Consider the following 24,352-nt stretch of genomic DNA (forward strand, 5'->3'; position numbering starts at 1 on the left):
TTCGGCACCGCTACCCAGCGTGTGGCCGGGCCCGCACAAGATCTGAGAAACGAGGTAGATGATGAAAGTAGGTATTATCGGCGCCATGGAGCAGGAAGTTGCCCTGCTGCGCAGCCAGCTGAGTGAACCCACCACCCTGCAACTGGGCGGCTGCGAGTTCTATCAGGGCCGTCTGGCCGGTAAAGAGGTGATCCTGACCCGCTCCGGCATCGGCAAGGTTGCCGCCAGCGTCGCCACCAGCCTGCTGCTGGAAAAATTTGCCCCCGACTGCGTCATCAACACCGGCTCCGCCGGCGGCTTTGCCCAGGATCTGCACATCGGAGACGTGGTGATCGCCAGCGAGATGCGTTTCCACGACGTGGACGTGACCGCCTTCGGTTACGAGATGGGTCAGATGGCCCAGCAGCCCGCCGCCTTCCCCTGCGATGACAAGCTCATCGCCCTGGCCCAGGCCTGCATCGCCGAGCAAGGCAAGCACCAGACCAAGGTCGGCCTCATCTGCACCGGCGATCAGTTCATGTGCAAGCCGGACGCCATCGCCAAAGCCCGCGCCGACTTCCCGCAGATGCTGGCAGTCGAGATGGAAGGGGCCGCCATTGGCCAGGTATGCCATATGTTCAAGGTGCCCTATCTGGTGGTGCGCGCCATGTCCGACATCGCCGGCAAGGAGCAGGTGGAATCCTTCGATGCCTTCATCGAGGTGGCGGGTCAACACTCCGCCGAGGTGATCATCGCGCTGCTCGGCAAGCTGTGATCGACACCCTTCCCTGGGACGACCTAATGACCGCCCTCGCCTCGACGACGGCGGCCATCATGGTGGGTGCCGCCCTGCTGGAGGCCCTGCTGCCCTGGCCTGCGCGTTTCAGGCCCGGCGCTGCCGTGTCGCTGCTGACCCGCCTCGGCCACAAGGTGTATCGCCCTGACGGTTCGCCCAGCCAGCAACGTCAGGCGGGGCTGCTGGCCCTGCTGGTGGTCTGGGTGCCCTGCGCCGCCGGCCTCTGGGCGGTGCGCAACCTCTCCCTGTCTGAACCCCTGTTCGACCTGCTGTTTCTGCTGCTGATGCTGGAATCACGCCCGCTGCGGGAGCTCGCCCAGGCGAGCCGCGCCCTGGCAACCCAGGAGACGCTGGTGGTGGCGAGGTTGCAGGCAGCAAGCTGGCTCAGACGAGAGACGGGCGCCCTGTCGGTGATGGGATTGAACAAGGCGGTGAGCGAAACCTGCGTGCTGCGCCTCGTGGGGCAATGGGCCGGCCCCCTGCTGGGCTTTGCCCTGGCCGGGGTGCAGGGGGCCCTGCTCTGGCGCCTCTCCCAGCTGATGAATCAGGCCTGGAGCCCGAAGCAGACCGAGTTCCTCCACTTCGGCCGCGCCGCCAGTGCGCTCTATCAGGGGCTCTGCGCCCCCGCCATACTGCTGCTGGCGCTCCCGCTTGCGCTGACCCGGTTGCGCCAGCTTGGGGGCAAGCTGCGCCTTGCCCTGCGCTGGCCCTATCCGGCCATGGGCGCCCTGCTCAGCCTGCTGGCACAGAGCACGGGCAGCCGCCTCGGGGGTCCCCGCTACTATCAGGGCCAGCTGGTACGCCTCCCGGTGCTGGGCGATGGGAGCGAGCCCGACGCCACCCTGCCTCGGCGCCTGCTCCAGCGCCTGCTGCTGATCGGCTGGGGCTGGCTCGGGCTCTCGCTGATCCTGACCCTGATGGCACTGACCCATGGCTGACCGCTTCCCCCTTCGCCCCCTCTGCCTGCTGCTGTGCCTGCTCGGCTGGGCCCTGTCCGGCGCGGCGGCCACCCCGCAACGCATCATCAGTCTCACGCCTCACCTGACCGAGCTGCTGTACGACATGGGGGCTGGGGATCGCATAGTGGCAACCGACGATGCCTCCGATTTCCCCCCCGAGGTGGCGCCCCTGCCACGGGTCGCCAACTATCGCAGCATCAACCTGGAGGCGCTGCTGGCCCAGAAGCCGGATCTGGTGGTGGCCTGGCGCTCGGCCCAGTCCCGCATGCTGGCCCCCGTCGAGAAGCTCGGCATTCCCGTCTTCTACTCGGAGCCCACCGACTTTGCCTCCCTGGCCGACGAGATGCGCAGCCTGGGGCGCCTGCTCGGCACCCGGCAGAAGGCCGACCAGCAGGCCGACGCCTATCTGGCCAGGCTCGATGCCCTGAAGCAGCGCTACGGCAAGCCCAAGCCGGTCTCGGTCTTCTATCAGCTCTGGTATCCACCGCTCACCAGCGTCAACGACTCGACCTGGCCGGGCCGCGCCATCAGGCTCTGCGGTGGCCGCAATATCATGGCCGATGCCAGCTCCCCCTATCCCCAGGTCGGGCTGGAGCAGGTGATCAAGGCCAACCCGGATCTCATCCTGGCCGGTAGCCGGGATCCCGCCGTGCTGGCCCACTGGCATCAGTGGCCCATGCTGGATGCCGTCAGGCAGCAGCGGCTCGTCCTCATCAACCCCGATGAGCTGCACCGCTTCACCCCGAGGGCCCTCAATGCGGTGGAGCAGCTGTGTGAGGCGATAAAACTATCGGCGGTGACCTCTCAAGCAGATCAATTACCAGGCAATCAATGACAGTGCCATTGATTAACAACTTTCAGAATCACATCTATCTGCATAGATAAAGGGGGAGTTGATTCTACCATAATAGAGATGATAAATATTTTCCCTGCATTAATCATTGCCAGTCTTTAATAGCGCATAAAGTGTAATATCGCTGGCCAGCCCTGATTGCTGCAGCCCTTGCGCCAATACGGTCAAGAACTTGGGATTGTGTTGGCGAAGTGTATGATAGCTATAAAACAGATCTGTAACATCTTGCTCGGTAAGGGCTTCTTCATCTATCGCGATCAAGGATAAATAGCTGCGCAGCAAGAAATAGTCCGCAATGAGAAGCTGATAAGCTATTTGAGGAGAATCAAATCCTGATGGAAACTGATTGTGATAGACATGATAAAGCAGATAGTTCTGTTGAATATGGGGGCGTTGCGTCAAAAATGGCACTACCTTCTGGTGCCAGCTTTTATGTATCAGCAGCAGCTTGTCCTCATTAAACTCCCCCTCTAACACCTGATTTATTTTATTCAGGCAACGGAGCATCACAGCCCTTCCACGACGTTGCTGGTTTTGTACTAACAAATGCGTCAGGGTACGCAAGGCCCACCACTGCACTTTACCAATAAAAGGAATTTGAGAAAACGCCGCGCTCAACTGGCCATCATTGATCATGGGAATTAATTGCTCGATAAATGCCTGGTTTGAGCCCTTGCTTTCATCCCTGTGCACCAACATACCGATCAGCCATAGTTTATCTTCTATCGTCATACCGTCGGCAAGCAGTAAATCGATACTCAATGAATGCAGGGTATCAATGGTGCTGGGCACGGGAGAGGGCCTGACCTGCCCCTTGAATGGGGTGACATCAACCACCATGGCATCTGGATTCAAGAGTACCTGCCTGCTCACCTCCGGGCAGGAGAGCATCAGGCTGCGCCTGTGCTGGACACCAAATTGCTGCAGTTGCCTGGGGTAGGTCTTACAGGTGTGGCTCAGTGCCTCTGCACCAATCTTCTTATGCACATTGCATAATCCAACATCATCCAGAAAGGGACAGGCGCCAGACTCATCCATGCGGATAGTCCCCCAGTGAGCGTCTGATTTTTTCACTTTCTCAATATGCTGCTTGGCCGTGCTTTGGATCAGCTGATCCGGATGACTGACATAATTACGGTAAGTCTTCTTGTCTATCGAAATCGTCCATCCATGGCAGCAATTATCCTCACACTTGTCGCCAATACATTGAAAATCTTGGTAATATCTGGGGGTTACCAGGGTATGAGCCATGATGGTGTCCTCAAGAAAATAATTCGGATTCACCTACCTCTTTCAAGAACGTAGGTTTTATTAAAATGCAAAGTGCATGCCTACATAGCAGGCCATCATCACCTAATGGGTATTAGGGCAGAGCTAAAATCCTTATTGATCCCACCCTTAGTTACTGGCTATCGTTGGAACTTCCCATTTGTTTCATTTCTATGAGATCACGTGTCTTCGGCGCAGGTATCAGGCTGATAAATCTGGCCAGACTTAGCAGTGTCATGAACAAACCGACAGTCGCGTGAAACAACAACACAGAAGCGGCCATAGTGCTTTTTGGTAATAAATCGAAATCACCAAATGAGGTCATTGTGATAAAACTGCTATAAATACCACCAAAGACAGTGCCTGTGCCTGGCTGCCATTTATGTTCGAAATCAGCGGCCATCACCGTATATGTGCACGCAAGCCAAAGAATGATCTCGAAGTAATTATGCAGCAACAACAATACGATACGACGGTAACCCTCAAGTCGGTATTCACCGCCCGCTTTTACTACCCGATATTCATCAAACAGCAAGACGTTCGTCTGGTACACGACGATCTCAAAGGTTCGAAGAAACCCATACCCCATAAAAAGGTATCCCATCACAGGATAGGGTGAGTAGACGGCGACCACTACCGCCACCATGGACAGGACGAGGTGACTCAGCACCCAACAATCGACAAATCGAGCGGTGATTGCTGAGGGGAACAGTTTCCTTACCAGTGTGAATACCGACACTTTCGCCAGTATGCCAAAGATGCTTGACCAAAACTCAACAATAAATGAGGGCATATAAAAACCTAAGTGCTTGCGTACGATTCATGTTCACTTCATATCAGAAAAGTAAGATGAATACTCGACAATCTAAACAGTACGAATGATTCATCACTGGCGGTCGTGACTTTTATCAAATATCAAACAAAGCAACACGCTGTCTCGGCTGGCCAGAGCTTACCTATTCCCATCATAAGTAGACTTTGCCTTGTTGACCCTGCCAAGGGTCACTAGCTGCATGGCAATCTCATTCTTAAACGTTTCAGCCAGACTTCTCAGCCTCTCTTCTTTTGCTAGTTGGTCTCTGACCAAGGTAGCCATTTCCGCTGACGCCATCTTCTGCTGCCGAGAAAAGTCCGTCAATGCCCTGATGAGCGCCAGACGCTCATCCATACAAGCCAAGGCCTCTTCATATTGATGGCTCGCCAATAATCGCTGCAGGGTCGCGATATTATCGCTCAACGCATCGTCATAAGCGTTCAGCTCATTCACAGCACACTCCCTGACGCTTGCCTTAGCTGGAAACCCTGCTGCTTATCAGCGTCGGTGATTTGATCCCAAGCCGACTTGATCGTCAACATCAGTGTCATGACCTCATCGAGGGGCTGAACGTCACGCCGCACGCTGGCCTCCCAGATACGCTCATCCATATAGGCATAGAGCGCAAACAGATCCTCCGCGATCTGCCCTTGTGTCATATCCAGAGCATCCTGAAGGCCATGCACCAGTCCCTGAGCCTTGGAGATGGTTCTGGCCTTTGCCTCCATGTCCTTGCGCTCTATGGCTCCCTTCGCCTGTGCGAGGCACTCCAGAAGTCCTTGCATCATCAGCTGAATGACCCTATGGGGATCCGCAACCACCAGGTCCGCTTCGATACTGGTTGTCTTATATGCCTTCAGATTACGGTGGTACATAACATGGGTCCTCGAAATATCACTCTCAGTTATTGTTTATTTGCAATGCTGACAGTGCTGCCGCTGAGTTATTCATTTTCACGAGCAGGGCATCCAGGCTGCCGTATTGGGCGCGCAAGGCGGCTTCATATTTAACCAGCTGCTCATTGGTGGTGGCCTGTTTCTGACTCAGGCTGCGCAGATCTGAATTAAGGGTATCGGTCCGTTGCGCCAGCATGCCCCCTGACTTGGTGTACTCCTTCAGACCCTTGGTCAGGGTCGCCGCCAACCCCTGATCTCCCCCAAGCAGGCCCGCCACCTGATCGAAGTTCTTGTCGACCGCCTCGCCAAATTTCTCTTTATCGAGGGAGAGCTTGCCCTTGTTGTCCATCTTGACGCCGAGCTCGAAGATGGTGGAATAGGTGGTGCTGGTGCCGCCCGGGTTGGTAATGACGTTGGTCATGAAGTTGCTGATGGCCCGGGTAACGGAATCTCCCGCCAGGGCCCCGCCATCATCCTGACGCACACCACCGACGATGCTGTTGCGCTTGCCCAAGCCGCTCAGTTTCTCCTGCAGCGCGTTGTAGCCATCGATAAACTTCTGCACCGTCTCTTCGATGGCGGTCTTGTCGGTGGTGATATCTACCTTGTTGGACTTGAGGTCGCCATTGCTGTCGGTGTCGGAGACCCGCAACACGGTCAGCTTCAGGTCCTGAATGACGTCATCGAAGACATTGGTATCGCTCTTGAGCACATTGCCATCGACCAGGATCTCGGCGCTGGACGCCTGTTGCGTCTCTGCCATTTTGCCCGTGAACTTATCTTGCAGTTCGGTCGTGCTACCCGTGATGACCAGATCCTTGCCATCCCCCGACACGCCCGAGTCGATGACCAGCTTGGCACTGCCGTCTGCGATGTTGACGATGTTGGCACTGAGCCCGAAGTTGTCGCCATGGTTGTTGATGCGCTTGCGGATGTTTTGCAGGGTATCCCCCGCCTTGACGTCGACCGTGAACTCCTTGTCCCCCGCCTTGAAGGTCAGTTGGCCATCCTGGGTGACAAGCGGCACGGTCGAGCTGTCAAAGATCCCTTCCTGGCGGCTGGTGGTTGCCAATTTGTTGACGGTGATATTGTACTGGCCGTTCGAGGTGCCACTCTTGCTCTCCACTGCCAGCACAGGATCATCTTTATTCTGGGTGATATTGATGGCCCGCTTGTTGAAGGCACCGGGTTTGCTCAAGGTATCCAAAATATCGGTGAAGGCGGTGAGGGAGGACTTGAGCTGGCCTATGCCAGACAAGGTGATATTGGTGCTGGTTTGCTTGGTCGTGATGGGCTGCTGCAACTGCGCCTTCCTGGCGGCCACGCTCGCCGTGATCACGCTCTCGAGATCGATGCCCGACCCCGCTCCGGCGGAGGTAATCGCCATAACATGCTCCTCTTATCTCGTTAAAAACCTATACCTGACCGTCGAACAGCAGCCCGGAGAGGCCGGAACCATCGCCCTGATTCTTCCCCATCTCCTGTAGCCGCTTGTTCATCTGGAGGATCTCCTCGCTCGGGATCTGGCGGATCACCTGCCTGGTCTCGGCATCGATCACCTGGATTACCGGTCGGTCAAACTCGGGCACCAGACTGAAATGGATAGCCCACCCCTTTAGTTTGCCCAAGCTGGTCAGCTTCTCTTGCAATTCTTGGGCCTGTTTTTCTGTTTCATCATTATTCTTGGATGACGACGCTGTGGCCTTCGAAGGCTCTTCCTTCGCAGTCTTGTTTGCCAGGTCGGCGCTTACCTGCTCGACGGTTTGCTCCTCAGCAGAGGCCGATGGCGCAGAAACAGGCATGGCGGCCCGAGGGCCGCCATGGGAAGTGAGCGTCGAGGTAGAAGCCATGACGATGGGTTCATTGGCCATCTGCCGCTCCTTATTCAGAGGTTAATCAGGACCGATTTAGCGACCCAGCAGCGACAGGGCCGACTGCGGACGCTGGTTGGCCTGGGCCAGGATGCTGGAGGCAGCCTGCTGCAGAATGTTCTGTTTGGTCATGTTCGCAGTCTCGGTCGCGAAGTCCGCATCGCGGATACGGGAGCGAGCGGCGCTGACGTTTTCCGAGATATTGGACTGGTTGCGAACGGTGGAGTCCAACCGGTTTTGCACCGCACCCAGTTCGGCGCGCTTAGCATCAACCTTTTTAATCATGTTATCCACATCGCCCATGGCAGTCTTAGACAAGGCCGCAGTACTAATATCAATCGTCGCCTTACCAAGGGTGGTCATATCCATCTTCTCCAGTTTGAAACCAATAACCTCACTGGTGCCATCAGGGCCGACTTGGAAATCAAACTGGCCATCATTAAACAACTTGGTACCTGCAAAGGTGGTGTCCTTGGCGATACGATCAATTTCTTTGGTCAGCTGGGTCACCTCTGCTTGCAGTGCAGTGCGATCATCAGCTGAGTTGGTACCGTTCGCAGACTGCTGGGCCAGGGTACGAATACGCTGCAGCATGCCGGTCACCTCCTCCATGGCCCCTTCCGCGGTCTGGGCCAGGGAGATACCGTCATTCGCGTTGCGGTTACCCTGGTCCAGACCGTTGATCTGGGCGGTCATCCGGTTGGAGATCTGCAGGCCGGCCGCATCGTCCTTGGCACTATTGATACGCAGGCCGGAAGCGAGGCGGGTATAGGAGGTATCCAGCGACTTACCAGAGTTCGCGAGATTACGCTGGGCATTGAGGGACGAGACGTTGGTGCTGATGTACATGGACATAATGAATTCTCCTGATAAGTCTAAAACTGCGGATCCCAGGGCGCACGGCGATTGAGATCCCTCTTCAGTCCGCAGGGCCAATCCGCTGCCGGCAACTGAGGCAGACCTGATTCAACGTGGTGATGACCAGATCCGCAGCACTGCAAAAAGTTGGACTTCCTGACACCCTTCCATTTGCTTCCCCTTTAGTAACGGCACCACAGCCCGATGCTTTAGAACATTTTTCACCTCAAAGAGGATAAATCTGTACTGAATCCCACCATGGCCGTATTGCGGCCTGATGCTGCCCACTTGCCTACCTCAACCCCTTATTCAGAAACCGGCGCTGGCTCTCACTTTTGCACTCCTCCATTGTTCATCCCCACGGCTTGCCCCTAAAATCGCCGCCCCATCATCTATTGGACGTGAGTTGTTCTCCATGCAGACTCTGGTTGAGCAGATTGTTTACATCAGCGACATGTTTGGTACTGCGGTATTCGCGTTTTCGGGGGTATTGGTGGCCGGGCGGCTCAGGATGGATGGCTTTGGTGTCATGGTGCTGGCTGCGGTGACCGCCATCGGGGGCGGCACCATCCGCGACATGATCCTGGGGGCGACCCCGGTCTTCTGGGTGCGCGATCCCCTCTATATCTGGGTGGTCATCGCCACGGCCCTCCTCGGCATGTGGATGGTCAAGTTGCCCCGCCGCATGCCCTGGTATGTGCTGCCGGTGGCGGACGCCTTCGGTCTCGCACTCTTTACCGTGATCGGCGCCCAGAAGGCGCTCAATTTCGGCACCTCCGGGCTGATTGCCGTCCTCATGGGCACCATGACAGGGGTGGCTGGCGGCATGATCCGGGACGTGCTGGCCCGGGAAGTGCCCATGGTGCTGCAAAAGGAGATCTACGCCACCGCCTGCATCCTCGGGGGCATCCTCTATACCCTGTCACTGGAGGTCGGGGTAGACAGGGTCAGCGCCATGCTCATCAGCATGCTGGGGGTATTCGGCCTGCGCGTGGCGGCCATCTACTGGCATCTCTCCCTGCCCACCTTCTCGCTGCAGCGCAATTGAGAAGCCTCAGAGTGGGCGAGATCCCACCCTTGCAGGGGCAAGATTGAACCAAGCTCGCTTTTCTGTTGTCATAGAGTGGTCGTTTCAAGCCGGATTACCTCATGCAAAAACTTGGGCTCATTACCACGCTTGTTCTGATGATGGTGGCAGCGGCTCATGCGGGGGCGCAGGCCCTGTTCGGACGCCTGGCATCCACCCCGGTGCAGCAGTTCAACCAGCAGATCCGTCAGGCGGGCAACAGTCAGCAGGGCTGGGTCAACGACTATCGCGAAGTGGCTCGCCGCTTCGTGGGCCATAAAGATGTACCCACCCGCATCCATGCTCAGCAGCTGGACAACGATCTGGTGCTCTCGGTGGCCCTTGATGGCCAGCGTAGCGACATGCTCTACATCCTGACCCTGTTTCGCAGCAACAACCTGTGGCAGATGCGTCAGGCCGAGATGGGCTGGCGCTGTCAGGGTCAGGAAACCTTCACCCCGGTCCCCTGCCCCTGAGCATCTACCTTCATCCGAGTGAAATAAAAAATCCGGCGCCTTGGCCGGATTTTTTATACGCGTCTTGCCGTCACATCACGGACGGTAGACCTTGACGTTGGCAAAGCCCTTCTCTTTCAAGTAAAGCGCCTGCAGTTTGCTCATCACGCCACGATCGCAATAGAGCAGGTAGGTCTTCTCTTTCGGCAGGTCACCAAAGGCGGTGGCCAGCTTGAAGAAGGGGATATGCATGATCTCGCGCCCTTCCACCACCAGCGGCTTGTCGTCATGCTCCTCCATGGAGCGAATGTCCAGGATCACCCCGTCGTCACCGCTCTCGGCGGTGGTCTCCACCTCCTGCACCTCGGCGACGGTCTCTTCACCGATGCGACGAATGTCGAGGTAACGGGCCTCGGCCACCACCTTGTCCAGAATGGCAAAGTCGAAGTTCTCCTCTTCCGCCTCGATGCGGGAGAGCTCGGCCTTCACGGTCGGCTTCTTGGAAATCACGCCGCAATACTCCGGCATGGTCTCCGCGAACTCCAGGGTGCCGATGCGGCGGGCTTCGCTGATGATGTCCGGCTTGTCCCAGGTGATGAGCGGGCGCAGGATCACCTTGTCGGTCACCCGGTCGATGACGTTCAGATTGGTGAGGGTCTGGCTGGAAACCTGGCCAACGCACTCGCCGGTCACCAGGGCCGGGATCTGGAACTCGTCGGCCACCTTGGCAGCGGCACGCATCATCATCCGCTTGAGCACCACCCCCATCTGGCCGTTGTCGATCTTCTCGAGGATCTCGGCCACTACGGGCTCGAAGTCCACCGCGGTGAAGCGCACCCGGTGGGAGGAGCCGAAACGGTTCCACAGGTGATAGGCCACCTGCTTGACGCCGATCTCGTGGGCGGCGCCCCCCAGATTGAAGAAGCAGTAGTGCACCCGGCAGCCGCGCTTGATGAACTGGAAGGAGGCGACGCCCGAGTCAAACCCGCCGGAGAGCAGGCTCAACACGTCCTCCTGGGTCGCCATGGGGAAGCCTCCCATGCCGTGGTGGACCGCACTGATGATGTAGAGCTCGTCGTTTTCCACTTCCAGGTTGACCTGGATATCGGGTTTTTTAAGGCGCACACCGGCGGTTTCACAGTGCTGGTTGAGGCCGCCACCCACATAGCGCTCCAGCTCAAGGGAGCTGAAGTCGTGCTTGCCGACGCGACGGGCGCGCACGCAGAAGGTCTTGCCTTTCAGGCGATCGCCCCAGACGGCGCGGGTCTGCTCGAAGATGTCGTGCAGATCGGTAAAGTTGCTCAGCTTCACTTCGAGGAAGTACTGAATGCCCGGGATACAGGCCAGGGTCTCGAGATACCGGGCGTGGAACTGATCGTTGCGGGAGCTCACTACCAGCTTGTCCCAATCCATCCGCACGCGGGCGTCTTCGTCAAAGCGGCGCAACACGTTGCGAATGTTGCCCTGCAGCATCTTGGTGAAACGCTGACGCACTGACTTGCTCTTGATGGTGATTTCGGGGAACAGCTTGATAATGAACTTCATGGTATTGACTCGGGTGGCCTTGATTTAAGGGCGCGAATTATATCAGAAGTTTGGCGCCAGCGCCTACTGGCCAGGCGACGGCATATTTTCCCACGCAATGTTTGCCGCAAGGCGGCAATCTTGCGTATATTCCCGAGCCTGCGCCTTGGCCACCGGCTTGAACCCTGACGATCCGATGAAGACCCACATCTACTACCCCGGCATGGAAGTACGGGATGAACTCTGGCTCAAGTTTGCTCTTATCTATCTGGAGCGGCTCGCCTTCGTCTTCACCGTCAGCGAGAAGAGCGGCCTCACCGCCCTGCTCGATACCCTGCGCCAGCAGAGCGACCTGCTGGCCGAGCCGCCCGAGCCCGCTTTCTTTGCCGCCATCACACCCCAGATCGAGAGTCAGATCACCGGCCTTGTCGCCCCCGACTTCGTCCGCCACAAGGTGTTTGGCAACAAGGAGCTGATCACTCGCTGGCGTTTGATCCCCAACCACGACTGCTTCTGCCCCGCTCAAGCAGGTCTGGAGCGGCTGCACGGCTTTTGCCTGACTCAGGGCTTTGCGACGCAGGATGAAGGGGGGATAAGAATGGCGCGGCGCTTTGCCAACCTGCTCTCCATGCGCCTCGCCCGTGAGTGGGCACTCGCCAATGAGGGGGCCCTCATCACGGATCACGACTATCTGGACCGGCTGCTTCACCTGCTCGAATCCCGCTACCACAACAGGGGAGGCCAGGACTGCTTCCACCTCGAGATCCCGCTGCAAGTGCCCACTCACCTCGCCGACATCTCCTTTGCGGAACTGATTGCCCTGCGCGGGCGCAGCGGTTTTCGCCAGCAGCTGGCGGCCTTCCACCAGGCTCTGGATGCCCTGCTCGCCATGCTTGGCAGCGGCTACGCCGACCCTGAGGTACTGGCCCGCTTCGAGCAGGCGCAGCAGGGGCTCAACCAGCTGCTGGGCCCGGAAACCCGCAGCCTGCCACTAACCACCTTGGTCAGCTGCTCATTGCCCGCCATCGCGATGATCCACAGGCTCAAGGAGAGTCGTCCCGACAGCACTCTGGTCTTCCATCCCATCAAGAAGAGCCACTTCCACCAGCGCAAGAGCCAGCACTTCTTTACCCGGCTGGGTCAGGTCAAACCCTGAGCCAGCTTAGGCACAGAGGCTGCCGTCAAAATATTGTCGCCCTGAACGGGTAGCCCCTTTGACTCGCCTCTCTCAGGAGGGGTTCTCCAACCGAAACTCGATGCGATCGCTGTTGCCTGCTTCATCCACCACCACCAACTGATAACGACCCGCCACGCTCAGCACCTGATCCCCGTCCCAGCGCAGCCGCTGGCCGTTGAGAAACCAGGCCGGCTTGCCGACACCGCCCAGCACCTTGGGCTGCAACCGGTAACGCTGACTGCGAATAAGATTGCCCTCCCCCAGCGCCACGATGCGAATGGGGGCCTGCAGCTCTGCGCTCTGCCCCTCCCCCGCGCAACCGCTGGCGAGCAGCGCCTGACGCCGCTCGCCGGGCCCCCGCCAAGGCTCCAGCGACAGCGGCCAGAGCGCCCTAAAACCGGATTGCGCCACCTCGGGGCAGCGGCTCAACGTCGGCTTGCCCTCCTTGGTCAACGCCACTTGCCGCAGCGGCGAGGGCCAGTCCATGGGATCTGGCAAGGTGGGGGGATCGCGCTCTTCCAGCAACCAGGCACTCTGGCGCTGCAGACAGGCCTCAGGCAGGGTCGCGCTCATTGTGCGCCCCAGCGGCCAGCAGATCTCGGCCTCGCTCACCGTATTGGGTTGTACCGGCAAGGGGCTGTTGTCGGCCAGTCGCGAGTAGACCGAGAGCAGCAGCGGCACTGCCGCGCTCTGGCCGTAAAATCCGGGCATGGGGGTGCCGTCGGGGCGCCCCAGCCAGACGCCGATGGTCCAGCGACCGGAGACCCCCATCGCCCAGCTATCGCGATAGCCATAGCTGGTGCCGGTCTTCCAGGCCAGTCGATTGACCCGGCCAGTCGCCTCGCTGGCAAAAGGCTGATCCGCCCGTCCCTGCGCACTCAAGATCTGCCAGATGATCCAAGCCGCCCCCGGGCTCAGCAAGGGGCGCGACACCGCCTGCTGCCCCGCCAGCCAGACCGGCATCGCCACCTGCCCATCCCGGGTCAGCGCACTGTAGAGCGCCACCAGTTGCTCGAGCCGAATGCCCGCCGCCCCCAGCGCAATGGCCGGATTGGGCTTGTCGGATAGCGCTAGCCGCACCCCGGCGTTGTCGAGGCGGCTGACCAGTTTGTCGGCCCCAAGCGCCTCCAGCACCTGCACCGCCGGTACGTTGAGGGATTGCTGCAGCGCCTGAGCGAGGGTCACCGGCCCCTGAAAGGCACCGGAAAAGTTGGCGGGGCGATAGTCAGATCCCAGCCTTGGCGCATCGGAGAGCAGAGAAGCCGAGTGCACCAGCCCCTCGTCCATGGCCAGACCGTAGATGAAGGGCTTCAGCGTAGAGCCGGGAGAGCGGATCGCCTGCACCATGTCGAGGTAACCGTGGCGGCGCAAATTGCCATACTCGGCGCTGCCCACATAGGCGCGCACCGCCATTGTGCTGTTGTCCACCAGCAGCAAGGCGGCTGAGGTCTGCTCGGGGAAGCGGCGGATATAGCTCGTCACCCGCCCCTCCAACCAACGCTGCAGATCGCCGTCGATGGTGGTGTGCACCAGCGCCCCAGCCTGATTGTCGGCGGCGAGGCGGGCAAACAGCGGCGCTTCCATCGGCGTGAAGTGACCGCGGGCCAGCACCGGCTCGATGCGCCCCTCCAGCCACACCTGCTCCGGCCAGACGCCTTGCGCTACCAGTCGCTGCATCACCTTGTCACGGGCGGCGCGGGCTCGCTCGGGATGCCTGTCCGGCCGGTTGCGGCTGGGGGCCTGCGGCAGCACCGCCAAGAGCGCCGCCTCGGCATAGGTCAGCGTGACTGCACTCTTGCCGAGATAGGCAAAACTGGCCGCCTGCACCCCCTCAAGGTTGCCGCCAAACGGCGCCCGGTTCAGATAGACAGTGAGCAGGGTGCGCTTGTCGTAGTGCCACTCCAGCTGCAGCGCGCGCGCCATCTGACGCAGCTTGCCGGGCACGCTCCTGTGGTAGGGTTCGATAAGACGCGCCACCTGCATGGTGAGGGTCGAGCCCCCCGACACGGCCCGCCCATAGCGCAGCCACTGCCAGACCCCGCGCACCATGGCCACCGGATTGACCCCGGGATGACGCCAAAAGTAGCGATCCTCGTAGCCCAGCAGCGCCTCGATATAGCGGGGGGAGACCTGCTCCAGGGTCACGGGGTAGCGCCACACGCCGCTGGTATCGGCAAAGGCGCGCAGCGGCCTCCCCTTCATGTCGAGCACCACCCGCGCATAGGCCGGGTCGAGCGGTGGTGGCGGGAAGAGTCGATCCAGCGCCAGCAATGACAGAAGCAAGGCCACAACCCCCAGCATCGAGACACGCAACCAGCGTGGCAGATGGCCAAGCCAGCGCCAGCCAGCGCGGCCACTGCGAACCAAGCTCAGCCAGCCACGCTGCCAGAAAGTGAGCGGGCGAACCCGCTCAAGGGAGGGAACGTTACTCGGAGGGCGTCTGCGACTCATCAAGCGCCAGCTACTCAGAAATCGTTACCTCATGGATATCCTCACCCACTGCCCGCAGCTCGGGCCGGTACATATCCTCCACCTGGGTCGGTGGCACCTGATAGCGACCCGGCGTCACCGCCCGCATCAGGTAGACCAGCTGCTGGTTGCTCCCCTCGCTCAGATCCAGCGCCGCCGTGTAGCGGTCATCGCGAAACTCCTGATGCTTGAGGTAGTCGTTCCACTCGCTCTGCCACGCCGGTTTCCCCTCGATGGAGAGCTCTTCGAGCTTGATGCTGTTGCCAAGGGCGGGGTTCTCCAGCTCGAAGCCAGCGGGCACCATCTCCACCAGCAGGGCATCAGGCACCGCTGATTCACTGCTGACATTGAGCCGCACCACCACCAGATCGCCCACCTTCACCTTGGCGGGATCAAACGGCTGACCGTCGCTATTGAACCAGCTGCGGGTCACACTCATCCCTTTGCTGATCCGTGCTGGCGCTTGTTCGGGGTAACCGATCAGAGTGCGCTGCACATAGAGGGATCCCTTGCCCTCGTTGGTGACGGTACTCGCGGCCAGTGCCTCGGGGGCGCCCTGCTGCAGCGGAGCCGAACCGCTCAGGGATCCACTGCCAAGAGAGGAGGTCACCCTGGCCTGCCAGTCGACGGCCGGATCGAATCGGGCGAGTCGCAACAGGGCGAGCCGCTCCTGGGTGCTGAGCCACTGACGGTGAGCCAGGGTATCAGCCACCTTGGCGCTGAGATCGGGCCAGCGCTCCGCAGCCAGCTTGTGCTGGCGCAGCAGGGAGAGCTCAAGGGCTTCATCACGCAGCGGTGAGCCGTAATCCCCCAGATAGTCGTCCCCGCGCTCGGTCGCCAAGGCCCGGCTGAGAGCCTTGGCGGCGTTCTGCTCATCCCCCATGGCCGAGAGGGCCAGTGAGAGGTGCAATAGCGGCAAGCCTGAGCGGGCGTGATCGGCCTGCTGCTCCCAGACAAGGCGCAAGGTAGCGAGCGGTGCCTTGCCCACCCGGGCCAGCACATAGGCACTGTAAGCCTGATAGGCAAGACGGCTGTGCTCGGGGGCACTGCTCCAGCGCTCGCCGTACTGGCTGTCGGTGAGATAGCTTTGCAGCCGGTTCAGCGCCTGATTGAGCATCGCCTCCGGCACTGTATCGCCCGCCTCCTTGCGCGCCAGCAGGTAATCGGCGGCATAGGCGGTGAGCCACTGTTCCTCGTCGGAGCGACCATCCCACAGACCAAAGCCGCCGCTTGGCAGTTGCAACCGCTGCAGCCGTTGCAACAAGGCGCGTTGCACATCCGCTTCGCTCGCCGCTTTCTTGCCCTCTGCGGGTTTGCTCCAGGCGGCCCGCTCATCCGCCGTGGTCAGCAAGTAAGGCCAGGCGCGAGAGAGGGTCTGCTCCAGACAGGCGTAGGGGTAGTCGGCCAGCGCCTGCCACTGGGCCGCCGGATCCCAGGGCGGGGTGCCGGAGAGACTGAGCAGCCCCTGCAGATTGGCGCGAGCCAGCCCAGCCAGCTCACCGGGCGCAAAGCTCATCTGCTGGCCGGGGGCCAGCATCTGGTAGCGTTGGCGAGTCTCGGCCGGCCAGGGGGAGCGCAGCGGCAGAGTCCAGTCGCGACTGATGGCAAAATCCTTGCCGCTGGCCGCCAACTGCAGGCTCGCCACGCCGCTCGCCCCGGTCACGGTGAGCGGCAGGGTCAGCCACTGCTCCTCGCCGTTTTTAAGAGACAGCGTGCCAGGCAACTCACCGTTTGCCTTGAGCCCGCCGTTGAGGCTCCAGACAAGGGATAGGGTCTGATCCTCGCCACTCATGTTGCGCAGCTGCACCAGCGCCCGGGTCTCATCGCCTCTGGCGCCAAAGCGCGGCCAGCCAATCTCGGCCACCAAGGGCGCCACCACCTTGACGGCGCGCTCGGCCTCGCCCACTTGCTGTTCGTTCCAGGCCAGCGCCATCAGCGCCAGCTCGCCGTTGAAGTTGGGCAGATCCAGCGGAATCACCGCCTTGCCCTGTTCGTCGAAACTCACCTCGCCGCTCCAGAGCGCAGCGACCTCGACCCGGCTCTCCAGTGCGCCCCCCTTCTTCAGGGCCGGGGCATCACCGCCGTAGTTGAGGCGAGCCAGCTTGCCGTCCTGGGGCGGGATCACCTGACCGTAGTTGTCGAACAAGTCTTGTGCGAAGCGCTTGCGACCGAAGAAGATCTCGAACGGGTCGAGTGGCTTGTAGTCGCTGATGTTGAGTACGCCCCTGTCCACCGCCGCCAGCACCACCCGCCCCTGACTGTTGGGGGTGGAGGTAGCAGTCACTTCGAGCCGGGTGAGCGGCACGGCTTTATCCGGCGCGCTCAGGGTGAGCGGCAGGCGGCGAGCCTCTCTGTCCAGCGTCAGCGGCACCAGGCCGACCGAGCGCAGGCTTTGAATGCCCTTGCTGCTCGCCGGTCTCGACTCGCTGTCAGGGACGGCGATCTGGGCCGAGATATGGAGATCATGACGTTGCCACTCGGGGCTGATGGGGATCTCGAACTCGCCCCGCCCTTCCCCTTGCCCGGTGCCTTCGGCGTTCAGTTCGATGCGCTGCCACCAGCGCAGGCCGTCGCCATCTTCCACCAGCAGCAACCCCTTGCCCGGACGCGGTGCCACCAGGGTCACCTTGGCCTTGTCACCCGCCTGATAGGCACGTTTGTCGAGGGTGATGGCAATCTTGTCGGGCCGCGCCTGCTCGCCACCGCCGCCCCAGGCGTAGCTGCCGATCTCGAACCGCAGACTGGATTGATGGCCCTGGCTGTTCTCCACCTCCAATCGATACCAGCCCGCCGCCAGTTGCAAACTGAGGGGGGTCGGCCCCTTGCCGTCCAGCTGCAGGGTCTGCTCCTGCTCCAGATAGGGCTGGCTGTTGAATTCGTACTTCCATCCCTCGCCATCGGCGTAGTGCCAGTAGTAGTCGCGGTATTCGTTGATAAGCCGCACCTTCACCGCCCCCGCCACCGGCTGGCCTTGCTCATCGAGGTTGAGGATCTGGAAGGGGAGCGGCTTGCCCCCTTCTACCCGATCGGCCACGAAGTCGGCCTTGAGCGCCGGCCACTGGCTGCCCGCGGGCCAGCCATACTGGGTGCGGCTGCGATTGACGGCGCGGCCACCGGGCTCGGAGAGCGACACCCGATAGGCCACCTCCAGCGGCCCGAGGGCGCGCACCCCATCGAGTTCATCTTGCAGTGAAAAAGTCCCCTGCCCCTGTGCATCCAGGGTGAGACTCCGCGCCTCGAGATCCCTGGCCTGCTCGGCGAGCAGCACGTCACCCAGAGTGAACTCCTGCCACTGGGTAAAGGGCATGGTGGCGCGGCTTAACTTCACCTCCGCCTTGGCCTTGGTGGCGCTCGCTGGCGCACCGTAGAGATAGTCCCCTTGCAGCGGCAGGGTGAGGGCGGCGTCCAGACTCGTCACTTCGCCATCCGGCCCCTTGCCAAGCTGCAGTTTCAGCCGTTCCGGCAGAAACTCCTCCACCAGAAAAGGCCACTCGAAGCGGCTACCGGCGGCGGTCTTGAGGCTGATGGTCCAGCGCCCGAGCGGCGCATCGTCCGGCAGGCGCAGGCCGTAGTGGGCGGCGCCAAGATTGTCCGGCAGCAGCCGTTTCTGTTCGAGCAGTTGGCCATCCGGCTGTTTCACCTCCAGCTCAACCGCCATACCCGGCAGCAGCTGGCCATCCTGCCCTTTTAGCAGGATCTCGCTGTCGAGCCGCTCGCCGGGACGATAGAGATCGCGCCCGCTGAACAGATACAACTGCTGGGCCTGCCAGGGCTGGGTGCCGAGATCGAAGGTGGAGAGATCGAGCGCCGCACCATCGAGGCGCAGCACTGCCAGATGCTTGCCCTGCTCGGCCAGCAGCAGTCGGGCCCCCTGCACCTGATCGAAGCGGCGATGACCCTGGGGATCGGTATTTTGCACCTGCAGCCGGTTGCCCTTCTCGTCGAGCAGGGAGAGCTGCACATCCTTGAGCGGGTCGGCGCTGGCCAAGGAGCTCACGAACACCTCCAGCTGATCGCGGTAACGGCGGGCACTGAGCCCCATGTCGCTCACCGCGAAATAGGTGGTCTCCTTGCGCCAGTCGTAGTTGCCAAGAGGCGACATCACCGCAAAGTAGACGCCGGCCTCCGCCAGCTGCGGCGAGTTCACATTGATAAGGCGGGTCTCGCGCCGGTTGGCATCAAGCTCCAGCCCGTAACGGCCGCTGAACACCCGCTTGGCCCGCTGGGTGATCTGCTCAAGCTCCCAGTTGCCCATGCCGGCACCGGGGCGATACTCGGCCAGAAAACGGGGCAGATATTCCGCATCGACCCGGAAGAAGTCGATATTGACCTCATCCACATTGACCGCACTGATGGGCAGGCGTAGCTCGTCGCGCAGCGGCAATACCATGCCGCTCGCGGTAAAGGAGGCCCCAGCCTCCAGCGGCCGGGTCTTGAGGGTCCAACTCTGGGGAGATGGGCCCAGCCCCGCCTTGAGGCTCACCTCGTAACTTTTATCGGGCTGAACGTTCGGGAAATAGAGGGTGCGACCATCTTCGGCGAGGAGCCACTCCCCCTGCACCTGCTTGCCCCCTTCACTGACAGAGAGCCAGATCTGCCAGTTCGCCTTGGGCGCCAAGGGGCCGGAGAAGACCAGCGCCAGCGCCGGGGCATCGCGGTATTGGCGGGTGTTAGCTTGCACTACCGAACTCGGCGCCCCGACCTCCTGCTGCACAGAGGATTCTGTGGTCGGTACTTGGCTGACAGGCTTGTCAGGGCCGCAACCGCTCAGCAGAGTACCAAGCCCCACTAATAACCAGGCTGACCAGGAAGGATGCAAACGAAGGAGGCGAGGCACAGCAGAGGGCTTGAGGAGGTGCATAGAGGTCATCCCGGGTTGAGTCGCCGCCAGCGCAGCACAGGAGTCAATAGGATAAAACGTCGTCCCCATTAACACAAAGCTCAGTGCCATGGACACTTCATCCATCACTACACCCCGTGACAGCAGAAATACCCGCTCATGAGCCGGCAACAATATTTTCCATTCGAGACTATCTCTTTGAATGCTATTTTGTATAGGTAAACTCCCCCCATTTTCTGAACGCAGGCTAAACTGGGAACAACAGTTTGCTTGTGCGGCATGGGGGGATTCTTTATTCTCTTGCCTTACTGGCGCTGTTGAGCGAACCAACCAAATTTCAACCAGTTAAATATTCTTTTTACATGGATTGCCCATGCCTTAAATAAACCATGGGCAAAGTCAGAGGGCCCCGCGAATTCAACTTCGAAGTGCAATTCCCGATTAAAAATCAGGCTGCTTTCAGAAGTTCGTCAAAAACCACCTGTGGCTGTTTAAATCCCAAGCATTTGCGCGGCCTGAAGTTCAGCCGCTTTTCGACGGCTGACAGTGCCTCTGCTGTCACCACACTCAAATCACTGCCTTTGGGCACATATTGCCGCAGCAGACCATTGCTATTCTCATTCTGTCCCCGTTCCCATGCACTGTATGGATGCGCAAAGTACACCTGCGCTTCCAGCTCTGCTGCAACACGTTCATGTTCGACAAACTCGCTACCATTGTCAGCTGTGATGGTATGGACATGTGCCTGGTAGGGTTTCAGCATGCTGATAATGGTGTCCGCCACCGCGCTGGCTGTTTTGCTGGGAACGTATTGAACCAGGTAGAGCCGGCTCTTACGCTCCAACAGACTCACTATTGCACCGCTGCCTTGCTTACCCAACACGGTATCGACTTCCCAATCTCCCACACGGCTCCGCTCATTGACTATCGCAGGGCGTTTGGCCTTATCCTGACACTGGGTTCTTTCTGCTTTACCGTGTTCTCTCCCTTCATGAACATGATGCTGTGGGCCCTGATCCTGGGCGGTAAACAGGGCCGGGCCTCCACCCTGCTGGTATTGTTGGGGGTGCTGCTCATCGTGGCGCCCACCGTCGTCATGGTCAGCTCCCTGGGGGACAGCGTCAGCGCCCTGGTTGACAAGGTGGAAAACAACACGCTGGTCATCCCGGCTCCCTCCCCTGACACAGCCAACATCCCGCTGGTGGGCGCCAAGCTCCATGCCGTCTGGCTGAAAGCCTCGGTGGACTTGCCCAGCCTCATCATCAGCTACAAGCCACAGCTTGGGGATCTGGCCAAGAAGGTTGTCGGCATCCTCGCCAGCATGGGGGGAGGCTTGCTCGGCTTTGTCGCCTCCTTCATCGTGGCCGGCATCATGATGGCCTGGGGGGCTCCGGGCGCCTTGAGCGCCGATCGCATCGCCATGCGCATCACGGATGAACGCAAGGGGCTGGCGCTGACCAAGCTGTGCACCAGCACCATTCGAGCCGTGGCCCAGGGAGTCATCGGGGTTGCCTTCATCCAGGCGCTGCTGGCGGGGATCGTCATGATGCTGGCGGGGATCCCGGCGGTCGGCATCTTCTTCGTCCTGGCGCTGATCCTCGGCATCGCCCAGGTGCCCGTGATCCTGGTGACGGCTCCTGCCATCGCCTACATGTGGAGTGCGGGTGATCACGGCACTGCGGTGAACATCATCTACAGCGTCCTGCTGATCGTCGCAGGCATGGCAGACAACGTCCTCAAGCCGCTGCTGCTGGGTCGCGGGGTCGATGCCCCCATGCCGGTGGTGCTGCTGGGCGCCCTTGGCGGCATGGCTGCCAGTGGTATCCTCGGCATGTTCATCGGTGCCACCCTGCTCTCCATCGGCTATCGCATCTTCATGGCCTGGGTCAACGAAGGTCTGGCGTCTGTGGAAAAATAACCCCATGGCCGTCCGACGTTACACCATGCGCCCCCTGTTCACGGGGGGCGCATGCCTGTTATTGAGTGCCTGCACCGTGCTCGGCCCAGACTATCAGTCCCCCAGCGTCGACGAAATGGCAGGCTGGCACAGCGCCAGCGAGGGCCAAGCTGCGCTCTCGGCCGCCGACTATCGCCAATGGTGGGACAATTTGCACGATCCCGTGCTCAGTGCCTTGGTGCTGGAGGCGCTGCGAAAGAATCCGGATGTCAGGATCGCCGGATTGCGGATCCTCGAGGCCCAGGCTCAGCTCGGCATCGCCGAAAGCCTGCTCGGCCCTCAGGCCACCGTGGGCACAGGCGAGCTGCTGCAAGCCGGGCAGACCCGCAATGGTCACAGCAGTGCCGGCAGCAGCTATGGTGCCGGGTTCAATCTCGGCTGGGAACTCGACTTCTGGGGCAAGTTCGAACGCGGCATCGAGGCGGCGGATGCCAACTACTTCGCCACCCTGGCCCAGTATGATGACATCCAGGTGCTGATGGCCGCCCAGGTGGCCCAGCTCTATGTGAGCATCCGCACCCTGGAAGCCAGACTCCACATCGCACGGGAGAATGCCCGCATCCAGCGGCGCAGCCTGGAGATCACCGAACGGCTGTTCAAGAGCGGCAACAGCGCCGAGCTGGACGTGCAGCAGGCCAAGACCCAGTACCTCGGCACCCTGTCCGGCATTCCGCAACTCGAAACCAACCTGCGTCAGAGTCAGAATGCCCTCTCGACCCTGCTCGCCAGACCTCCGGGCCCCCTGCCCGAGATGGGCTCAGACACAGGCAAGATCCCCCAGGGTGAGCTGGCCCTGGTCACCGAGATGCCGGCAGATCTGCTGCGTCGTCGTCCCGACGTGCGGATCGCGGAGCGGCAACTGGCCGCCCAGTCGGCCCTGATCGGGGTGGCCGAGAGCGAGCTCTACCCGTCCATCACCCTGCTAGGCACCCTGGGCGTCAACGCCACCAATGGGGAAAGCGGCACCTTCTCCTGGGCCGTCGGCCCCTCGCTCAGCTGGAACCTGCTTGATCAGGGACGGCTCGGCAACCAGATCCTGGTGCAGGACGCCCGCTTCCAGCAGCTGCACGAACGCTATCGCGACAGCGTGTTCAAGGCGGCCCGCGAGGTGGATGATGCGGCCGTGGCCTACGCCAACGGCCAGGACGAGATAGCCCTGCTGACCCAGACCGGCGAGGCCGCCCGTCGTTCCCTCGAGATCGCCAACACCCAGTATCGCGAGGGGATGGCGGACTTCCAGCGGGTGCTCGACTCCCAGCGCGCCCTGTTCAACCAGCAGGAGCGCCTGGTCAACAGCCGTGGCGCCCGGATGCGCGACCTCATCACGCTCTACAAGGCACTGGGTGGCGGTTGGGAACAGGGGCGAGAGCGTCCCCTGGTAACCCCCGAGGTGGAGGCCCAGCTGCGCACACGCGCCGACTGGGCTCCCCTGCTCGACGCAACCCACTCCCCCATGACACAGAAGGCAAGCTCCCATGACTGACACAGCGTCTCCCGGCCAGGCCAGCCGCCGCGCCACCCTCGGGCTGCTGGTTGCAATCCTCCTCCTGCTCACCTGGTATCTGCTGGCCGATCGGTTGACCCCCTACAGCTCCCAGGCCAGGGTGCAGGCCTTCGTGGTCCCCGTTGCCGCCCAAGTGTCCGGCCAGATCCAGAAGGTCCATGTGCGCGACAATCAGGACGTGGAAGCAGGATCCCCCCTGTTCGACATCGACCCCGAACCCTATGACATCGCCCTGGCCAAGGCCAGATCCGATTACCAGACGGTCCTGAGCGGCGTCAAGGCGAACACCGAAGGGGTCAAGGCGGCCGAGGCCTCCCTGATGGCCATGCGCGCCGCCTATGACAACGCGGCCAAGGATGCGGAGCGCCAGGAGCGGCTCTATCGCGATGATCCGGGCGCCATCTCGGTGCGTCGCCTCGAGGTGGCCCAGGCCAGCCGCGAGACAGCCAAAAGCCAGGTGGCGGCAGCAGAAGCCGACGTGCGCCGCGCCATCGAGGCCGCCGGAGTGAGCGGCGATGACAACTCCCAGCTGCTCAGCGCCCGCTCGGCGGTCCACAAGGCCGAGCTGGATCGCCAGAACACCCGCGTGGTGGCGCCGGGTCGGGGGCTCATCACCGACTTGAGCACAGATGCAGGCCAGTTCATCGGGGCAGGCGCACCGGCCATGACCCTGATCGCCATCCACGACGTCTGGGTATCGGCCGATCTGACGGAGAACAACCTCGGCAACATTCGGCCAGGGGACAAGGTCGCCATCCTGCTCGACAGCCTGCCCGGACGCCTGTTCAAGGGCGAAGTTCGCAGCGTCGGCTACGGGGTGGGCGACGGCAAGAGCCAGCCAGCCGGAGCCCTGCCCACGGTCGACAACAACCGGGACTGGCTACGCCAGGCCCAGCGTTTCCCGGTCAAGATTGCCTTCCAGGGCGACGACTTTCCGCCGGTCGAGGCGCTGCGGGTCGGCGGCCAGGTTGATGTGCTGGTCTACACCGGCGAGAGCGGGGTGATGCACCTCCTGGGGGCACTCTATATCCGGCTGATGAGCCTCTTCTCCTTCCTCTATTGAGG

General features: G+C 61.0%; 19 protein-coding genes and 1 pseudogene. 9 read left to right on the forward strand and 11 right to left on the reverse strand.

The window, feature by feature from the left end:
* Positions 1-61: 61 nt before the first annotated feature.
* Genes mtnN through KI797_RS12800 form a run of 3 tightly spaced genes read left to right on the forward strand, consistent with a single transcriptional unit; the run spans position 62 to position 2,569 of the window.
* Positions 62-754: a 5'-methylthioadenosine/S-adenosylhomocysteine nucleosidase gene (gene mtnN, locus KI797_RS12790; RefSeq protein WP_226173113.1), complete on the forward strand. Its 693-nt coding sequence runs from the start codon at positions 62-64 to the stop codon at positions 752-754.
* A 26-nt stretch (positions 755-780) separates the two neighbouring features.
* Positions 781-1,713: a cobalamin biosynthesis protein CobD/CbiB gene (locus tag KI797_RS12795; RefSeq protein ID WP_226169583.1), complete on the forward strand. Its 933-nt coding sequence runs from the start codon at positions 781-783 to the stop codon at positions 1,711-1,713.
* The gene (locus tag KI797_RS12800; protein ID WP_226169585.1) at positions 1,706-2,569 is read left to right on the forward strand and encodes a cobalamin-binding protein; all 864 of its coding nucleotides are present in this window, start codon (positions 1,706-1,708) and stop codon (positions 2,567-2,569) included. Before KI797_RS12795 ends, KI797_RS12800 begins: the two co-directional genes overlap by 8 nt.
* Before the next feature lie 99 nt (positions 2,570-2,668).
* Here the strand turns inward: KI797_RS12800 and fliB are convergent, their stop codons facing one another.
* From fliB to KI797_RS12835, 7 genes are all read right to left on the reverse strand, one after another.
* Positions 2,669-3,838: a flagellin lysine-N-methylase gene (fliB, locus tag KI797_RS12805; protein ID WP_226169587.1), complete on the reverse strand. Its 1,170-nt coding sequence runs from the start codon at positions 3,836-3,838 to the stop codon at positions 2,669-2,671.
* Between the two features lie 151 nt (positions 3,839-3,989).
* Positions 3,990-4,649, reverse strand: coding sequence for a hypothetical protein (locus KI797_RS12810; RefSeq protein ID WP_226169589.1), 660 nt, complete (start codon positions 4,647-4,649; stop codon positions 3,990-3,992).
* A 159-nt stretch (positions 4,650-4,808) separates the two neighbouring features.
* Complete coding sequence (locus KI797_RS12815) at positions 4,809-5,123, reverse strand: hypothetical protein (RefSeq protein WP_226169591.1); 315 nt, start codon at positions 5,121-5,123, stop codon at positions 4,809-4,811.
* Positions 5,120-5,545 carry a flagellar export chaperone FliS gene (gene fliS, locus KI797_RS12820; RefSeq protein ID WP_226169593.1) on the reverse strand — a complete coding sequence of 142 codons (426 nt, stop codon included), beginning with the start codon at positions 5,543-5,545 and terminating at the stop codon, positions 5,120-5,122. Before fliS ends, KI797_RS12815 begins: the two co-directional genes overlap by 4 nt.
* A 25-nt stretch (positions 5,546-5,570) precedes the next feature.
* Complete coding sequence (fliD, locus tag KI797_RS12825; RefSeq protein ID WP_226169595.1) at positions 5,571-6,953, reverse strand: flagellar filament capping protein FliD; 1,383 nt, start codon at positions 6,951-6,953, stop codon at positions 5,571-5,573.
* A 28-nt stretch (positions 6,954-6,981) separates the two neighbouring features.
* Positions 6,982-7,437 carry a flagellar protein FlaG gene (locus tag KI797_RS12830; protein WP_226169597.1) on the reverse strand — a complete coding sequence of 152 codons (456 nt, stop codon included), beginning with the start codon at positions 7,435-7,437 and terminating at the stop codon, positions 6,982-6,984.
* A gap of 36 nt (positions 7,438-7,473) precedes the next feature.
* Positions 7,474-8,292 (reverse strand): flagellin N-terminal helical domain-containing protein, encoded by an 819-nt coding sequence (locus tag KI797_RS12835; protein WP_226169599.1) that lies wholly within the window; start codon positions 8,290-8,292, stop codon positions 7,474-7,476.
* A gap of 418 nt (positions 8,293-8,710) precedes the next feature.
* Here KI797_RS12835 and KI797_RS12840 point away from each other — a divergent pair, with 418 nt between their 5' ends.
* Together KI797_RS12840 and KI797_RS12845 are read left to right on the forward strand one after the other, a co-directional pair.
* Entirely contained in the window at positions 8,711-9,343 is a 633-nt protein-coding gene (locus KI797_RS12840; protein ID WP_103858576.1) for a trimeric intracellular cation channel family protein, read from the forward strand.
* A gap of 101 nt (positions 9,344-9,444) precedes the next feature.
* Positions 9,445-9,837 (forward strand): hypothetical protein, encoded by a 393-nt coding sequence (locus KI797_RS12845; RefSeq protein ID WP_226169601.1) that lies wholly within the window; start codon positions 9,445-9,447, stop codon positions 9,835-9,837.
* A gap of 75 nt (positions 9,838-9,912) precedes the next feature.
* Here the strand turns inward: KI797_RS12845 and thiI are convergent, their stop codons facing one another.
* Positions 9,913-11,361 (reverse strand): tRNA uracil 4-sulfurtransferase ThiI, encoded by a 1,449-nt coding sequence (gene thiI, locus KI797_RS12850; protein ID WP_226169603.1) that lies wholly within the window; start codon positions 11,359-11,361, stop codon positions 9,913-9,915.
* A gap of 175 nt (positions 11,362-11,536) precedes the next feature.
* Between thiI and KI797_RS12855 the strand changes: the two genes are divergently transcribed.
* Positions 11,537-12,496: a hypothetical protein gene (locus KI797_RS12855; RefSeq protein WP_226169605.1), complete on the forward strand. Its 960-nt coding sequence runs from the start codon at positions 11,537-11,539 to the stop codon at positions 12,494-12,496.
* 72 nt (positions 12,497-12,568) lie between these two features.
* Here the strand turns inward: KI797_RS12855 and pbpC are convergent, their stop codons facing one another.
* The 3 genes and pseudogenes from pbpC to KI797_RS12870 all read right to left on the reverse strand — a co-directional run.
* Complete coding sequence (gene pbpC, locus KI797_RS12860; protein ID WP_226169607.1) at positions 12,569-14,968, reverse strand: penicillin-binding protein 1C; 2,400 nt, start codon at positions 14,966-14,968, stop codon at positions 12,569-12,571.
* A 10-nt stretch (positions 14,969-14,978) separates the two neighbouring features.
* Positions 14,979-19,847, reverse strand: coding sequence for an alpha-2-macroglobulin family protein (locus tag KI797_RS12865; protein WP_226169609.1), 4,869 nt, complete (start codon positions 19,845-19,847; stop codon positions 14,979-14,981).
* A gap of 427 nt (positions 19,848-20,274) precedes the next feature.
* Positions 20,275-20,766 (reverse strand): annotated as a pseudogene (locus KI797_RS12870) (IS30-like element ISAeca1 family transposase); the annotation flags it as partial.
* A 57-nt stretch (positions 20,767-20,823) separates the two neighbouring features.
* Between KI797_RS12870 and KI797_RS12875 the strand changes: the two are divergent.
* From KI797_RS12875 to KI797_RS12885, 3 genes are read left to right on the forward strand one after another with little or no spacing between them, the layout of a single operon-like run.
* Positions 20,824-21,744 carry an AI-2E family transporter gene (locus KI797_RS12875; protein ID WP_226169611.1) on the forward strand — a complete coding sequence of 307 codons (921 nt, stop codon included), beginning with the start codon at positions 20,824-20,826 and terminating at the stop codon, positions 21,742-21,744.
* 4 nt (positions 21,745-21,748) lie between these two features.
* Positions 21,749-23,266 (forward strand): efflux transporter outer membrane subunit, encoded by a 1,518-nt coding sequence (locus tag KI797_RS12880; RefSeq protein ID WP_041205402.1) that lies wholly within the window; start codon positions 21,749-21,751, stop codon positions 23,264-23,266.
* Positions 23,259-24,350 (forward strand): HlyD family secretion protein, encoded by a 1,092-nt coding sequence (locus tag KI797_RS12885; protein ID WP_005325891.1) that lies wholly within the window; start codon positions 23,259-23,261, stop codon positions 24,348-24,350. The genes KI797_RS12880 and KI797_RS12885 overlap by 8 nt, the downstream gene beginning before the upstream one ends.
* Positions 24,351-24,352 lie beyond the last annotated feature (2 nt).

Source organism: Aeromonas media (assembly GCF_020423125.1).
GTDB lineage: Bacteria > Pseudomonadota > Gammaproteobacteria > Enterobacterales > Aeromonadaceae > Aeromonas > Aeromonas media.